General features: G+C 64.0%; 13 protein-coding genes. All 13 read left to right on the forward strand.

From position 1 onward, the window contains the following. Positions 1-2 precede the first annotated feature (2 nt). The 13 genes from X726_RS162645 to ftsA all read left to right on the forward strand — a co-directional run bounded on the left by X726_RS162645 (position 3) and on the right by ftsA (position 15,690). Positions 3-395 (forward strand): hypothetical protein, encoded by a 393-nt coding sequence (locus tag X726_RS162645; protein WP_023668269.1) that lies wholly within the window; start codon positions 3-5, stop codon positions 393-395. A gap of 14 nt (positions 396-409) precedes the next feature. After that, positions 410-2,134 carry a penicillin-binding protein 2 gene (locus X726_RS162640; protein ID WP_023668270.1) on the forward strand — a complete coding sequence of 575 codons (1,725 nt, stop codon included), beginning with the start codon at positions 410-412 and terminating at the stop codon, positions 2,132-2,134. Positions 2,135-2,188: 54 nt separating this feature from the next. After that, the gene (locus X726_RS162635; protein WP_023668271.1) at positions 2,189-3,643 is read left to right on the forward strand and encodes a UDP-N-acetylmuramoyl-L-alanyl-D-glutamate--2,6-diaminopimelate ligase; all 1,455 of its coding nucleotides are present in this window, start codon (positions 2,189-2,191) and stop codon (positions 3,641-3,643) included. Continuing rightward, positions 3,640-5,073 (forward strand): UDP-N-acetylmuramoylalanyl-D-glutamyl-2,6-diaminopimelate--D-alanyl-D-alanine ligase, encoded by a 1,434-nt coding sequence (locus X726_RS162630; protein ID WP_023668272.1) that lies wholly within the window; start codon positions 3,640-3,642, stop codon positions 5,071-5,073. Before X726_RS162635 ends, X726_RS162630 begins: the two co-directional genes overlap by 4 nt. 18 nt (positions 5,074-5,091) lie before the next feature. Continuing rightward, complete coding sequence (gene mraY, locus X726_RS162625; protein ID WP_023668273.1) at positions 5,092-6,174, forward strand: phospho-N-acetylmuramoyl-pentapeptide-transferase; 1,083 nt, start codon at positions 5,092-5,094, stop codon at positions 6,172-6,174. 8 nt (positions 6,175-6,182) lie between these two features. Next, positions 6,183-7,583, forward strand: coding sequence for a UDP-N-acetylmuramoyl-L-alanine--D-glutamate ligase (gene murD / locus X726_RS162620; RefSeq protein ID WP_023668274.1), 1,401 nt, complete (start codon positions 6,183-6,185; stop codon positions 7,581-7,583). Beyond that, positions 7,583-8,734: a putative lipid II flippase FtsW gene (gene ftsW / locus X726_RS162615; protein ID WP_023668275.1), complete on the forward strand. Its 1,152-nt coding sequence runs from the start codon at positions 7,583-7,585 to the stop codon at positions 8,732-8,734. Before murD ends, ftsW begins: the two co-directional genes overlap by 1 nt. A gap of 1 nt (position 8,735) precedes the next feature. Beyond that, positions 8,736-9,860 (forward strand): undecaprenyldiphospho-muramoylpentapeptide beta-N-acetylglucosaminyltransferase, encoded by a 1,125-nt coding sequence (gene murG / locus X726_RS162610; RefSeq protein ID WP_023668276.1) that lies wholly within the window; start codon positions 8,736-8,738, stop codon positions 9,858-9,860. Beyond that, on the forward strand, positions 9,860-11,266 hold the full coding sequence (gene murC / locus X726_RS162605; RefSeq protein WP_023668277.1) for a UDP-N-acetylmuramate--L-alanine ligase: 1,407 nt from the start codon (positions 9,860-9,862) through the stop codon (positions 11,264-11,266). Before murG ends, murC begins: the two co-directional genes overlap by 1 nt. Then, a complete protein-coding gene (gene murB / locus X726_RS162600; RefSeq protein WP_031214653.1) occupies positions 11,263-12,228 on the forward strand; it encodes a UDP-N-acetylmuramate dehydrogenase in 966 nt (321 codons plus the stop codon). The genes murC and murB overlap by 4 nt, the downstream gene beginning before the upstream one ends. A 302-nt stretch (positions 12,229-12,530) precedes the next feature. Further along, positions 12,531-13,457: a D-alanine--D-alanine ligase gene (locus X726_RS162595; RefSeq protein WP_023668279.1), complete on the forward strand. Its 927-nt coding sequence runs from the start codon at positions 12,531-12,533 to the stop codon at positions 13,455-13,457. After that, entirely contained in the window at positions 13,445-14,386 is a 942-nt protein-coding gene (locus tag X726_RS162590) for a cell division protein FtsQ/DivIB (RefSeq protein ID WP_023668280.1), read from the forward strand. Before X726_RS162595 ends, X726_RS162590 begins: the two co-directional genes overlap by 13 nt. Then, a complete protein-coding gene (ftsA, locus tag X726_RS162585; protein ID WP_023668281.1) occupies positions 14,383-15,690 on the forward strand; it encodes a cell division protein FtsA in 1,308 nt (435 codons plus the stop codon). The genes X726_RS162590 and ftsA overlap by 4 nt, the downstream gene beginning before the upstream one ends. Positions 15,691-15,741 lie beyond the last annotated feature (51 nt).

The raw sequence follows: 15,741 nt of genomic DNA on the forward strand, positions 1-15,741 counted from the left end.
ACGTGTTTCGAACCAGCGACATAGTCCTGATCGCCGTCATGGTCTCGGCCGCGGCCCTAACCTACAAGGCCAAGCGCGAGGCCGAGGAACAGCTGGCTTCGGTGCAGAAGATCGAGGCGCAGATCCGCTATGAGGAGGACACGATCGACCTGCTCAAGGCCGACTGGAGCCTGCTGACCCAGCCGTCGCGCCTGCAGAAGCTGGCTGAAATCTACAAAGCGCAGCTCGCACTCGAGCCGGTCAATGCGCGGCAGATCGTCGGGCTCGACGACCTGCCGGCAAAACCGCTCAACATCGAGGACTTGTCGTCGCAACGGCTTGGCGGCATGGCCGACAATTCCGGCAAAGGACCAGCCGATAAGGATCCCGTGGTCACCGGAGCCATCGTCCAATGATCGCTGGATTTCCAATGCGCGCCAAACTTCCGTCGGTCGGCAAATTGCTGAAGCGCCGCGCACGGACCGGCGAGGACGGCTCCATCGTGGTCGAAGGCGCGCGCAAGGCGACCGGCGGCAAGGCCAAGACCCGCATCGTGATGACGATGGCGGTGTTCTTCGGCATCTATTCGACCATCGCCGGGCGGCTGGTCTATCTCGGTTTCCAGTCCCCCGACATGTCGAATGGGCCGCAAAGCCGGGTGACGGCGTCGCGTCCCGACATCGTCGACCGCAACGGCGAGGTGCTGGCGACCGACATCAAGACGGCATCGCTGTTTGCCGAGCCGCGCCGCATCGTCGATGCCGACGAGGCGATCGAAAAGCTGTCGACCATTCTGCCAGATATCGACCCCGAGCAGACCTATCACAAGCTGAAGAGCGGCGCCGGCTTCGTCTGGCTGCAGCGGCAGCTGACGCCCAAGCAGCAGGCCGACATCATGCAGCTCGGCATTCCCGGAATCGGCTTTCGCACCGAAAAGCGCCGCTTCTATCCGGCCGGCGTGACCTCGTCCTACATTGTCGGCCTCACCAACATCGACAATCAGGGCATCTCCGGCATGGAGAAATACATTGACGAGCAGGGCTTAAGCGACCTGCAGGCCTCAGGCCTTGCGATCGCCAGGGATCTGAAGCCGGTTCAGCTGTCGATCGACCTGCGCGTCCAGCATGTGGTGCGCGACGAGATTGCCGCCGGCCTCGAGCGCTATCGCGCCATGGGCGCCGGCGCCGTCGTGCTCAACATCAAGACCGGCGAAGTGGTGGCGATGGCCTCGGTGCCGGATTTCGATCCGAACAATCCCTTCAATGCGCAGGACAAGGATCGGCTGAACCGCATGTCGGCCGGCCTCTACGAGATGGGCTCGACCTTCAAGAGCTTCACCTCGGCCATGGCGCTCGATTCCGGCAAGGCGAACATGAACAGCCGTTTCGACGCCTCGCACCCAATCCGGGTCGGCCATCAGGCGATCCACGATTTCCACGGCAAGAACCGCGTGCTGTCATTGCCGGAGGTGTTCCTTTACTCCTCCAACATCGGATCGGCGCGTGAGGCCGAAATGGTCGGCATCGAGGGGCACCGCGAATTCCTGCATCGCCTTGGCCTTCTGGACAGGATGCAGACCGAACTGCCTGAGGTCGCGCGCCCGACCGAACCGAAGGTCTGGAAACAGGTCAACTCCTTCACCATCGCCTTCGGCCATGGCGTGTCGACGACGCCGCTGCAGGCGGCCGTCGGCTGCGCGGCGCTGATGCAGGGCTACCTGATCCCGCCGACTTTCCTGGTCCGCAGCGAGCAGGATGCCATGGCGGTGGCCAAGAGAGTGGTCAGCGAAAAGACTGTGGAGGGCATGCGCTACCTCTACACGCTCAATGCTGAGAAAGGCTCGGCCAGAAACGCCAGGGCCCCCGGCTACCGCGTTGGCGGCAAGACCGGAACCGCCGAGAAGGTGATCAATGGCCGCTACTCGAAGGAACTGAATTTCAACACCTTCGTCGCTGCCTTCCCGATGGACGATCCGCAATATCTGGTGTTTACGATCGCTGACGCTCCGCACCCGGAAAAGCCCGGGATGACCGACGTCGCCGCCAACAATGCGGGTGTCATGGCCGGAAACATCATCAGGCGGGCAGCCGCCATGCTTGGCGTGAAGCCAGATTTCAGCCATGAAAATGGCGCAACGCTGGTTTCCTATCAGTGATTCTTAGGGCGCGCCGGCAACTGCGCGCCATTTTGTTGAGATAAACGGGGTTCGATGCACCTGAGAGATTTAGCCGGTATCCTGCCTGTCGAGGGAACATCTTCCCGCGATGTGGAGGTAACCGGGATTTCGTCGGATTCCCGCACGGTCAAGACCGGCGTGGTCTTTTTCGCGCTCGCCGGCAGCAAGGCGGATGGTTCGGCCTATGCCGCCGATGCGGCAAAGCGCGGCGCAGCGGCGGTTGTCGTGGGCAAGGCCAGCGCCGTTTCCGGCCTGTCCGTCCCGGTGCTCAGCGTCGACGACCCACGCCTGGCGCTGGCGCTGAGCGCGGCACGTTTCTTCGGCAGCCAGCCGGAGACCATGGTCGCGGTTACCGGCACCGCAGGCAAGACCTCGGTCGCCGCCTTCACCAGGCAGATCTGGGAGCAGGCCGGCTTTGCCGCCGCGTCCATCGGCACCACCGGCGTGGTGGCGCCGGGCCGCAACGATTACGGTTCGTTGACCACACCCGATCCAGTGGCTTTGCACCAGTTGCTCAAGGAATTGGCGGAGGCCGGCGTCACACACGCCTCGATGGAGGCTTCCAGCCATGGTCTCGACCAGCGCCGTCTCGATGGCGTCAAGCTCGCCGCTGGCGGTTTCACCAATCTCGGCCGCGACCATATGGACTATCATTCGACGGTCGAGGACTACCATCGCGCCAAATTGCGCCTGTTCGACACGCTGCTGCCGAAAGGCGCGCCGGCGGTCATCTTTGCCGACGATCCGTGGTCGGCGCCGACCATCCAGGCTGCGCAGGCCGCGGGGCTCAATGTGCTGACCGTCGGCCGCCATGGCGATTTCCTGCGCCTGAAGCGGGTCGAGCACGAGCGCCACCGCCAGCGCGCCGAGGTCGAAGCTGACGGCGTGCTCTACGAGATCGACCTGCCGCTCGCCGGCGACTTCCAGATCGCCAATGCCCTGGTTTCGGCCGGGCTGGCCATTTCCACCGGAACGCCGGTCGCCAAAGCTTTGATGGCGTTGGAGAAACTTCAGGGGGCACCGGGACGGCTCGACCTTGTCGGCGCCACCGCCAATGGCGCGCCCGTCTATGTCGACTATGCCCACAAGCCGGATGCGCTGGAAAATGTGCTGGCCGCGGTGCGCCCATTCACCACCGGCCGCGTCATCGTCGTGTTCGGCTGCGGCGGCAACCGCGACCGGGGCAAGCGGCCGATCATGGGCGAGATCGCCACGCGGCTCGCCGATGTCGTCATCGTCACCGACGACAATCCGCGCTCGGAAGTGCCGGAAACGATCCGTGCCGCGATCCTGGCGGCCGCGCCCGGCGCCATTGAAATCGGCGACCGCCGCAAGGCGATCCACGAAGCGGTCGCCATGCTGAAAGCGGGCGATACGCTGATCGTTGCCGGCAAGGGCCATGAAGAGGGCCAGACCATCGGCGCCGAGACTTTTCCGTTCTCCGACCAGGAAGAAGTCCGGTCGGCGCTGCGGGAGCGGGCCGCATGAGCGTGCTCTGGACTTCCGAGGCGCTGGTCGACGCCATGGGCGGTCGGCCGCTCGGGCCGATGCCGGAGGGAATTTCGGGGATCTCGATCGACAGCCGCAGCCTGCAGCCGGGCGACGCCTTCTTCGCCATCAAGGGCGAGGCGATGGACGGCCATGACTTCGCGACCGCGGCGATCAAGGCCGGCGCCGGCGTGCTGGTCGTTGCCGAAGGCAAGTTGCCGTCGCTCGGGCGGCTGACGGCGCCGATGATCGTCGTGCAGGATGTGCTGGCAGCACTGGAGAAACTCGGTGTTGCCGCCCGCGCCCGTTCCAACGCAAAAATCATCGCGGTGACCGGATCGGCCGGCAAGACCACCACCAAGGAGGCGCTGCGTCATGTGCTGTCGGCCGTCGGCACTGTGCATGCCTCGGCGCAGTCCTTCAACAATCATTGGGGCGTTCCGCTGACGCTGGCGCGCATGCCGGATGATTGCGACTATGCGGTGTTCGAGATCGGCATGAACCATCCCGGCGAGATCCGGCCGCTGGTCAAGATGGTCCGGCCACATGTGGCCATCGTCACGATGATCGCCGCGGCGCATCTCGGCTTCTTTAGAAATCTCGACGAGATCGCCAAGGCCAAGGCCGAGATTTTTGAAGGCATCGAGCCCGGCGGTGCGGCCTTGCTCAACCGCGACGATGCGCGATGGAAGCTGCTCGACAAGATGGCGCGAGCCGCCGGCGTCGAACATGTCTTTGGCTTCGGCGAGAATGCACGGTCGACCTACAAGCTGACCAAATGCGAGCTGCATGCCGATCATTCCGACATCACCGCCAGGATCGGCGGGCAGGATGTGACGGCGCGCATCGGCGCGCCCGGCCGCCACATGGTACAGAACGTCCTGGCGGTGCTCGGCGCCGCGCATTTGGTTGAAGCCGACATCGGCAAGGTGGCCTTGGCACTGGCCGATCTGTCGGCCGAGCGTGGCCGTGGGAAGCGCCATATGCTTCGCCACCCCAAGGGACCGATCACACTGATCGACGAGAGCTACAACGCCAATCCGGCCTCGATGGCTGCTGCCATGGCGCTGCTCAACGCGACGCCTGTCACGGGCGAGGGCCGGCGCATCGCCGTGCTCGGCGACATGCTCGAGCTCGGCGACCATTCGGCCAAGCTCCATGCAGCCCTTGCCGAGTTGATCGTCGGCACCGGCACAAACACGGTCTTTCTCGGCGGTCCGGAAATGCAGGCGCTGGCAGACATCCTGCCCGACGAGATCAAAACGGAATACCGCGCCGGCGCCGAGGAATTGAAGCCGCTGCTGTTGTCGACGCTGAAGGCCGGCGACGTGGTGATGATCAAATCGTCGAAAGGCATCGGCTTTTCAAAGCTGGTCAAGGCCTTGCTCGGCAAATATCCGGCGGAAGCCGCAGGCACGAAACAGAACTAGTCCGGGGAACGGAATCGTATGTTTACATTGCTCGTCGATTTTGCGGACAAGGTCTCGGTCTTCAATGTCTTCCGCTACATAACTTTCCGCACCGGCGGTGCGCTGATCACCTCGGCGCTGATCGTCTTCATCTTCGGGCCGACCATCATCAATTCGCTTAGGCTGCGGCAAGGCAAGGGCCAGCCGATCCGCGCCGATGGCCCGCAGACGCATTTCAAGAAGGCCGGCACGCCGACGATGGGCGGGCTGATGATCCTGTGCGGCATCGTCGGCTCGTCGCTTCTATGGGCGAACCTCTCCTCGATCTATGTCTGGGTGGTGCTCTTGGTGACGCTGGGCTTCGGTTCGATCGGCTTTTACGACGACTATCTCAAGGTAACCAAGCAGTCGCATCTCGGCTTTTCCGGCAAGGCGCGGCTGGCGCTGGAATTCGTCATCGCCGGCATCGCCGCCTGGGCGATCATGCATAATGGCCAGGCGCCGTTCTCGTCGTCGCTGACCTTCCCCTTCGCCAAGGAATTCATCATCAATCTCGGCTGGTTCTTCGTGCCGTTCTCCTGCTTCGTCATTGTCGGCGCCGGCAATGCGGTGAATTTGACCGATGGCCTCGACGGGCTGGCGATCGTGCCGATCATGATAGCGGCGGCATCCTTTGGCGTCATCGCCTACCTCTCCGGCAATGCGGTGTTCGCCGAATATCTGCAGATCCATTTCGTGCCCGGCACCGGCGAGCTGGCTGTCGTGCTTGGCGCCGTCATCGGCGCCGGCCTCGGCTTCCTCTGGTTCAACGCGCCACCGGCGGCGATCTTCATGGGCGACACCGGTTCGCTGGCCATGGGTGGCCTGATCGGTACGGTCGCGGTCGCCACCAAGCACGAGATCGTGCTGGTCATTGTCGGCGGATTGTTTGTCGTGGAAATCCTGTCGGTCATCATTCAGGTCGGCTACTTCAAGATGACCGGCAAGCGCGTGTTCCTGATGGCGCCGATCCATCATCATTTCGAAAAGCTCGGCTGGACCGAAAGCCAGGTGGTGATCCGCTTCTGGATCATCGCCGTCATCCTGGCGCTGGTCGGCCTGTCGACCCTCAAGCTGAGATAGGAACCCGCTTGATCCCCGCCGCATCCTTTTCGGGCAAACGCGTTTCGCTCTTCGGGCTCGGTGGCTCGGGGATCGCCACGGCGCGCGCGCTGATCGAGGGCGGCGCCGACGTGCTTGCCTGGGACGACAATCCCGATAGCGTCGCCAAGGCTGCTGACCAAGGCATTGCGACCGCCGATCTGCGCGGCGCCGACTGGTCGAAATTCTCGGCCTTCGTGCTCTCGCCCGGCGTGCCGCTGACGCATCCCAAGCCGCACTGGACGGTGGAGTTGGCGCGTGGCTCCGGCGTCGAGGTGATCGGCGATATCGAATTGTTCTGCCGCGAGCGGATTGCGCGCGCGCCTGATGCGCCGTTCATCGCTATCACCGGCACCAACGGCAAGTCGACGACCACGGCGCTGACCGCGCATATCCTCAAATCGGCAGCGCGCGACACGCAGATGGGCGGCAATATCGGCCGGGCCATCATGACGCTCGATCCACCGCAGGCTGACCGGGACTATGTCGTCGAGTGTTCGTCCTACCAGATCGATCTCGCGCCCTCGATCAACCCGACGGCCGGCATCCTGCTCAACCTGACGCCCGACCATCTCGACCGCCACGGCACCATGCAGCACTACGCTTCGATCAAGGAGCGGCTGGTTGCCGGCAGCGAGACGGCGATCGTCGGCGTTGACGATTCCTGGTGCGCGCAGATCGCTGACCGGCTGGAGAGGGCGGGCCGGGAGGTGATCCGCATCTCCAAGCGGCTGCCGCTGACCGATGGTTATTTCGCCGACGGCACCGATCTGATGGAAGCCGTGCATGGCCGCTACAGCCGCGTCGCCTTCCTCGAAGGCATCGGTTCGCTACGTGGCCAGCACAATGCGCAGAACGCGCTTGCCGCTGTCGCCGCCTGTCTCAAGGTGGGCTTGAGCCTGGGCGAGATCCAGGCAGGACTTGAGAGCTTCCCGGGCCTCGCGCATCGCATGGAGCAGGTCGGGCGGAAGGACCACGTGCTGTTCGTCAACGATTCCAAGGCGACCAATGCCGATGCGGCGGCACCGGCGCTGTCGAGTTTTTCGCGCATTTACTGGATCGCCGGCGGACTGCCCAAGGAAGGCGGGATCGAGCCGCTGCGCGGTTTCTTCCCGCGCATCGCCAAGGCCTATCTGATCGGCGAGGCGGCGCCCGCGTTCTCGGCGACGCTCGGCGAAGCCGTGCCCTATGAAATCTCGGGCACCCTGGCCGCCGCGGTCGACCATGCCGCGAAAGACGCGGCCAAGGATGACAGCGGCGAGGCGGTGGTGCTGCTGTCGCCGGCCTGCGCCAGTTTCGACCAGTTCAAGAATTTCGAAGTTCGCGGCGAAGCCTTCAGGCAAGCTGCGAATGCTATCGAGGGCGTGAAACCCATCGGAGGGGCACGATAATGCAAAGCCGTCTCGACAAAAGCCCGGTTGCAACCTGGTGGTGGACGATCGATCGCTGGTTCCTGGCGGCGTTCCTGTCGCTGATGGGGCTTGGCATCGTCTTGTCCTTTGCGGCAAGCCCGGCGGTGGCCGAACGCATCGGCCTCGACAGTTTCCACTTTGCCACCAGGCAGATCATCTTCACCGTGCCGGCGCTCGGCGTGATGCTGGCAGTGTCCTTCCTGGAATCGCGGCAGATCCGGCGCATGGCGCTGATCATCCTGGGCATCATGCTGGTGCTGATGGTCGCCGTGCTCTATATCGGCGTCGAGGTGAAGGGCGCGCGGCGCTGGGTGTCGTTTGTCGGCATGTCGATCCAGCCGTCGGAATTTCTGAAACCCGCCTTCGTCATCGTCTGCGCCTGGTTGTTCGCCGAACACAAGCGCCAGCCCGACATCCCCGGCAATTTGTTTGCCATGCTGCTGCTGATCCTGGTCATCTCGCTCCTGGTGGCCCAGCCCGATCTCGGCCAGACCATGCTGGTGACCGGCACCTGGGGCGTCATGTTCTTCATGGCCGGCCTGCCCTGGCTATGGATCATCGCGCTTGGCGCCACCGGCGCCGGCGGCCTGTTTGCCGCTTACACTGTGTTCCCGCACGTTGCCGCCCGCATCGACAAATTCCTGACCGGCGAAGGCGACACGTTCCAGGTCGACATGGGCCGCGAGGCGCTGATCAACGGCCACTGGTTCGGCGTCGGGCCGGGCGAGGGCACGGTCAAGCGGGTCATTCCCGACGCGCATGCCGATTTCGTGTTTTCGGTCGCCGGCGAAGAGTTCGGGTTGATCATGTGCTTCTTCATCATGTCGATCTTCGCCTTCATCGTGCTGCGCGGCTTGAGCACGGCATTGAAGGAACATGATGATTTCACCCGCTATGCCGTCGGCGGTCTGGTCACCGTGTTCGGCCTGCAGTCGGTCATCAACATGTGCGTCAACCTGCAGCTGATGCCGGCCAAGGGCATGACGCTGCCTTTCATCTCCTATGGCGGCTCCTCGCAGATCGCCATTGCCATCTCGATGGGCATGGTGCTGGCGCTGACGCGCAAGCGACCGGAAAAGCGCAAGCAGATGGGCTTTGCCCTGTCGCAGCGCGCCCTGCCGGCGGAGTGATATGGCGCGGGGTGTCATCCTTCTCGCGGCTGGCGGAACCGGCGGACATCTGTTTCCGGCCGAGGCGCTGGCGCATGAGCTGATCGAGCGCGGCTGGGGCGTGCATCTGGCGACGGACGACCGCGCCGAGCGCTTTGCCGGCCATTTCCCGGCCGCCGCCATCCATCCGATCCAGTCGGCGACGATGGGCTCGAAAAACCCCGTCGCTCTGCTCGGAGCGTTCTGGAAGATCTGGCGCGGCGTGCGCCAGGCCTCCGCCGTCATCGCCAGGATCAAGCCTGATGCGGTCGTCGGCTTTGGCGGTTATCCGACCTTGCCACCGCTCTATGCGGCGACGCGGCGCAAGCTGCCGACGCTGATCCATGAGCAGAACGCAGTCATGGGCCGCGCCAACCGGGCGCTGTCCGGGCGCGTCGATGCCATTGCCGGCGGCTTCCTGCCGCAAGATGAAAGTGCCACAGGCGCCAAGACGGTGACGACAGGCAATCCGGTCAGGCCGCCAATCCTGGAGGCGGCCAAGACGCCCTACACCGCATCCAAAGGGGCGGATCCGTTCAGGCTCCTGGTGTTCGGCGGCAGCCAGGGCGCGCAGTTCTTTTCCGACGCCATGCCGACGGCGATCGCACTTCTGCCGGAGGCGCAGCGCAAGCGGCTGGTGATCACCCAGCAGGCCCGCGCCGACGACGTGGCGCGGGTGAAGGCCGGCTATGCGGCACTCGGCGTCCATGTCGAGGTCTCGCCCTTCTTCACCGATATGGCACAGCGCATGGGCGCGGCGCATCTGGTGATCTCGCGCTCCGGCGCCTCGACGGTTTCGGAGATCGCCGTCATCGGCCGGCCGGCGCTGCTGGTGCCTTATCCCTATGCGCTGGATCATGATCAGGCGGCGAACGCAGCCGCCCTTGCCGCGGCGGGCGGCGGCGAGGTGCATCCGCAATCGTCACTGTCGCCGGAGCGCATCGCGGCTCTCATTGGCGGGCTGATGGACACTCCCGAGCGGCTGACGGCCATGGCTGCCGGAGCGAAGTCGGCTGGCCGGCCGAACGCGGCACGGTTGCTCGCTGATCTCACAGAGGCTATTGCGTCCAGAAAAACCGTTTCGGATTTCAGGAAAGGGACGCATTGATGAAGATGCCGCAGACCATCGGCCTTGTGCATTTCATCGGCATTGGCGGCATCGGCATGAGCGGCATCGCCGAGGTTCTGCACAATCTCGGCTACAAGGTGCAGGGTTCGGACCAGGCCGACAGCGCCAATGTCCAGCGGCTGCGCGACAAGGGCATCGAATGCTTTGTCGGCCACAAGGCCGAGAATATCGGCGCGGCCGAAGTGGTGGTCGTCTCCACCGCGATCAAGAAATCCAATCCCGAGCTGAAGGCCGCGCGGGAGAAGTTGCTCCCAATTGTCCGCCGGGCCGAGATGCTGGCCGAACTGATGCGCTTCCGCCAGGCGGTCGCGATCGGTGGCACGCATGGCAAGACCACAACCACGTCGATGGTGGCGACGCTGCTCGATGCCGGCGGGCTCGACCCGACGGTGATCAATGGCGGCATCATCAATGCCTATGGCACCAATGCCCGTATGGGCGATGGCGAGTGGATGGTGGTCGAAGCCGACGAAAGCGACGGCACCTTCCTCAAGCTGCCGGCCGAGATCGCCGTCGTCACCAACATCGATCCCGAGCATCTCGACCATTACGGCAGTTTCGACAAGGTGCGCGAGGCCTTCCGGCAATTCGTCGAGAACGTGCCGTTCTACGGTTTTGGCGTGATGTGCACCGACCATCCGGAAGTACAGGCGCTGGTCAGCCGCATCGAGGACCGCCGCGTCATCACCTATGGCGAGAACGCGCAGGCCGATGTGCGTTTCACCAACCACCGCATGGCCGGTGCCGTCTCGGCATTCGACGTGGTGATCCGCGACCGCAAGACCGGCGGCCAGACGACGATATCGGATCTGCGGCTGCCGATGCCCGGCCGCCACAACGTCTCCAACGCCACCGCCGCAATTGCGGTCGCGCATGAACTCGGCCTGTCGGCCGAAGCGATCAAGAAGGGGCTGTCGTCCTTTGCCGGCGTCAAGCGGCGCTTCACCCACACCGGCTCGTGGAACGGCGTCGACATCTTCGACGATTACGGCCACCACCCGGTCGAGATCACGGCGGTGTTGAAAGCGGCGCGCAGCGCCACCAAGGGCCGCGTCATCGCCATTGCGCAGCCGCACCGCTTCACCCGGCTGCACGATCTGTTCGACGAATTTTCGGTCTGTTTCAACGATGCCGACACGGTGATGGTGGCGCCGGTCTATGCGGCGGGCGAGGAGCCGATCGACGGCGTGACCTCGGAGGCGCTGGTGTCGCGCATCCGCTCCGGGGGCCATCGCGATGCGCGCTACGTCGAAACCCCTGCCGCGATTTCGCCCGTCATCCGCGCGTTGGCGAAACCGGGCGACTTCGTCATCTTCCTGGGCGCCGGCAACATCACCCAATGGGCCTATGCGCTGCCTGGGGAACTCGGCGGTACCGTCTCATGATGCGCGGCCAGGACCTGCTCGACAAACTTGGCGACGGGCTTGCCGGCCTGCGCGGCCGCATCACGCCCAATGCCGAGATGGACAAGATCACCTGGTTCCGCGCCGGCGGTCTGGCGGACGCCCTGTTCCAGCCGGCCGACGAGGAGGATCTGGCTGCCTTCCTGCGCGCCGTGCCGGAGGACATCCCGCTCACCATCGTCGGTGTCGGCTCCAACCTCCTGGTGCGCGACGGCGGCATTCCAGGGTTCGTCATCCGGCTTTCGGCCAAGGGCTTTGGCGAGGCCGAGGTGGTTTCGCCGACCGTCATCAAGGCCGGTGCTGCGACGCCCGACAAGCGCGTCGCGGCCGTCGCTTATGAGGCCGGTATTGGCGGCTTTCATTTCTATCACGGCATTCCCGGCGCCATCGGCGGGGCGCTGAGGATGAATGCCGGCGCCAATGGCGTCGAGACGCGGGAACGTGTCGTCGAGGTTCGGGCGCTCGACCGCAAGGGCAATCTCCACACCCTCAGCAATGAAGACATGGGCTATGCCTATCGTCACTCGGCCGCACCTGCCGGGCTGATCTTCACCTCCGCGGTTTTCGAAGGTGTTCTGGAAGACCAGGAGGCGATCAAGGCGGCTATGGACGCCGTCCAGACGCATCGCGAGACGGTGCAGCCGATCCGCGAGAAGACCGGCGGCTCGACCTTCAAGAATCCGGAAGGCACCTCGGCCTGGAAGGAAATCGACAAGGCCGGCTGCCGCGGGCTGATGATCGGCGGCGCGCAGATGTCGCCGATGCACTGCAACTTCATGATCAACACCGGAACAGCGACCGGATACGACCTCGAATATCTCGGCGAGACGGTGCGCGCCCGCGTGCTTGAAAATTCAGGCATCCGCCTGCAGTGGGAAATCAAGCGGCTCGGCAATTTCCGCCCCGGCCATGCCGTGCAGGAATTCCTCGGACAGCTTCTTTAGCGCAAGCTGAAGTTCATGTGATGCTTGAACTTCAAACGGTCTGAAACAACAGCGCCACCGTTGCTCCAAAGACTCACAACACGCTTTTTCCGGCCGTTTTCGCGGAAAGTGAATCTGTCGGAATCATAAGCACTTGCCAGCGAATCAACTCTCTGATTCTCTGCCTTAAAGCGTTTCCTGATTTGAGTCGTTCGACGCGTCGACCGCGTTTTCCGTCTGGGGGGCAACCTGCCGGGAGACTCGGACTCAATCTGATCGCTGAATGCGTGGTTGCGGGCCCGCCGTGAGAGGGATGACGGGATATGAAGAACAAGCATGTGGCTGTCCTCCTGGGCGGATTCTCGTCCGAGCGGCCCGTGTCTCTGTCTTCGGGAAAGGCGTGTGCGGATGCGCTTGAGAATGAAGGCTACCAGGTTACCCGCGTCGATGTTGCGCGCGATGTCGGCGCCGTGCTCACCGAACTCAAGCCCGATGTCGTCTTCAACGCACTGCACGGCCCGTTCGGTGAAGACGGCACCATCCAGGGCATCCTCGAATATCTGGCCATTCCCTACACCCATTCGGGCGTGCTCGCCTCGGCGCTCGCCATGAACAAGGAGCAAGCCAAGAAGGTCGCCAAGGCTGCCGGCATCGCGGTGGCGGAATCGAAGGTTGCCAGCCGCTTTGCCATCCAGAACAAGCATCCGATGAAGCCGCCCTACGTGGTCAAGCCGGTCAATGAAGGCTCAAGCTTCGGCGTCGTCATCGTGCATGAAGGGCAGTCGCATCCGCCGCAGGTCATCGGCTCGTCCGAATGGAAATATGGCGAGACCGTCATGGTCGAGCGCTACATCCATGGGCGCGAGTTGACCTGCGCCGTCATGGGCGACGTGGCGCTCGGCGTCTGCGAGATCATTCCGACCGGCCATTCCTTCTACGACTATGATTCAAAATACGTCGCCGGCGGATCAAAACACGAAATCCCTGCTAAAATTTCATCAAATATTTACCAAAAAATACAGACACTGGCGCTCAAGGCACATCTGGCTATCGGCTGCCGGGGCGTTTCCCGATCGGACTTCCGCTATGACGACCGTCACTCCGAAAACGGCGAGATTGTCTGGCTCGAGATCAACACTCAGCCGGGCATGACGCCGACGTCTTTGGTGCCTGAAATCGCCGCCCAGGCCGGGCACTCGTTTGGCGAATTGTTGAGTTGGATGGTGGAGGACGCTTCGTGTCTGCGTTGAAATGGGGACAGGACAAGGGCAGGGGCGGCGCCGGGCCGGCGCTGTTCGGCATGTCGTTGTCGTTCGACCATTTCGTGCTGCCGCGCGTGCTGCGCCGGCCGGTGCGCGTGCTGGCGCGCCTGGGCGGCGGCGACTTCGTCGCGCCGCGCTTTTCCGCGGCCATCCTGTCGGCTTCGCTCATTGCATCAAGCAGCCTCTATGGCGCCATTCTCGGCGGTCATGCCGACGACATCGTCCAGAGCATCACCGCCCGGACCGGCTTTGCCGTCGACCAGATCAAGGTGGTCGGCAACCGCCAGACTTCGGAGATCGACATACTGGACCGGCTCGAGCTCGACGGCTGGACGTCACTGATCGGCTTCGATGCCGAGGCCGCGCGTGAACGTATTGATACCTTGCCCTGGGTCGAAGTGGCGGCGGTGCGCAAGGTCTATCCACATACGCTGGAAGTGCGTGTCGAGGAGCGCGAGCCCTTCGCGCTCTGGCAGCAGGGCGCGGAGCTTTCGGTCATCGAACGCTCCGGCGCGGTGATCGCGCCGTTCTCCGGCGGCAAGCAGGCGCTGCTGCCGCTGATCATCGGCACCGGCGCGCCGGCCAAGGCCCCCGACTTCGTGGCCAAGATCAACAAATTTCCCGAGCTCGCGGCTCGGGTCAAAGGCTATATCCGCATCGGCGAACGGCGCTGGGACCTTAAGCTGGAAAACGGCATCACGATCAAGCTGCCCGAGGATGGCGAGGATCAGGCGATCGCCGAGCTGGTTCGGATGGACCACGACAACGGGCTTCTGACGCGGGACATCGCCGCCGTCGACATGCGCATCTCCGATCGCCTGGTGGTGCAGCTGACGCCGGAAGCGGCGACACAGCGCCAGGCCGCGCTCAATGAAAAGCCGCAAAATCTGAAGCGCAAGTCGGGGACGAAGATATGAGCTGGCTTGGCGGCAAGAGCGATGCCTCTTCGCGGCGTTCCGGCACGCTCACCGTGCTGGATGTCGGCTCAAGCAAGGTTTGCTGCGTGGTGGCGAAACTGAAGCCGCGCGAGGACGGCAAGCTGTTGCGCGGCCGCTCGCACCGCATCCAGGTGATCGGCATCGGCCACCAGAAATCGCAAGGCGTGAAGTCGGGCGTGGTCGTCGATCTCGACCGCGCGGAGCACGCCATTCGCCTGTCCGTCGACGCAGCCGAACGCATGGCGGGACTGACCGTGGATTCGCTGATCGTCAACATGACGGCGGGCCGGCTGAAGAGCGAAACCTATTCGGCCACGATCAATCTCGGTGGCCATCAGGCCGACGAAGCCGACATCAAGCGCGTGCTTGCCGCCGGCGCCAAGCAGGCGCTCAAGGCCGAACGCGACGTGATCCATTCGCTGCCCGTCGGCTTTTCGCTGGACGCTGAGCGCGGCGTGCGCGATCCGCGCGGCATGGTCGGCGACCAGCTCGGCGTCGATATGCATGTGCTGACGGGCGATGCCGCGCCGCTGCGCAATCTGGAGCTCTGCATCAACCGCTCGCATCTTTCGGTCGAGCGCATGGTGGCGACGCCCTATGCCAGCGGGCTTGCGGCCCTGGTCGACGACGAACTGGAAATGGGTGCGGCCTGCATCGACATGGGCGGCGGCACGACGACCATCTCGGTGTTTTCGGAAGGCAAATTCGTCCACGCCGATGCCATTGCCATCGGCGGCAATCATGTGACGCTCGATATGGCCAAGGGCCTGTCGACCTCGCTCGACGCCGCGGAGCGGCTGAAGGTGATGCATGGTTCGGCGCTGCCTGGCAGTGCCGACGATCGCGACCTGGTCTCGATCCAGCCGATCGGCGAAGACGGCGAGATGCCGCTGCAGATCCCGCGCTCGGTGATGACGCGCGTCATCCGCGCCCGCATCGACGAGACGCTGGAACTGTTGCGCGACCGGCTGAACAAGTCGGGCTACGGCAATGCCGTGGGAAAACGCGTCGTGCTGACCGGCGGCGCCAGCCAGCTTGCGGGTCTCCCCGAGGCGGCGCGCCGCATTCTGGGACGCAATGTGCGCATCGGACGCCCGCTCGGCGTGGCGGGCCTGCCGGAAGCTGCCAAGGGGCCGGCTTTCTCGACGGCGGTCGGGCTGCTGATCTATCCGCAGATGGCGAGCTTCGAGAGCCATCCGGCTAAAGGAATTTCCGGTCTCAGGATGACCGGGACGGGCGGAAAACTGCATCGCATGAGTCAGTGGTTGAGAGACAGTTTCTAATTGACGGGGACAGCCCCATAGGCGGCCGCGGCGGCGAAGCGGCGGGAAAGG

It is taken from the genome of Mesorhizobium sp. LSJC285A00 (assembly GCF_000503155.1).
Classification (GTDB): Bacteria; Pseudomonadota; Alphaproteobacteria; order Rhizobiales; family Rhizobiaceae; genus Mesorhizobium.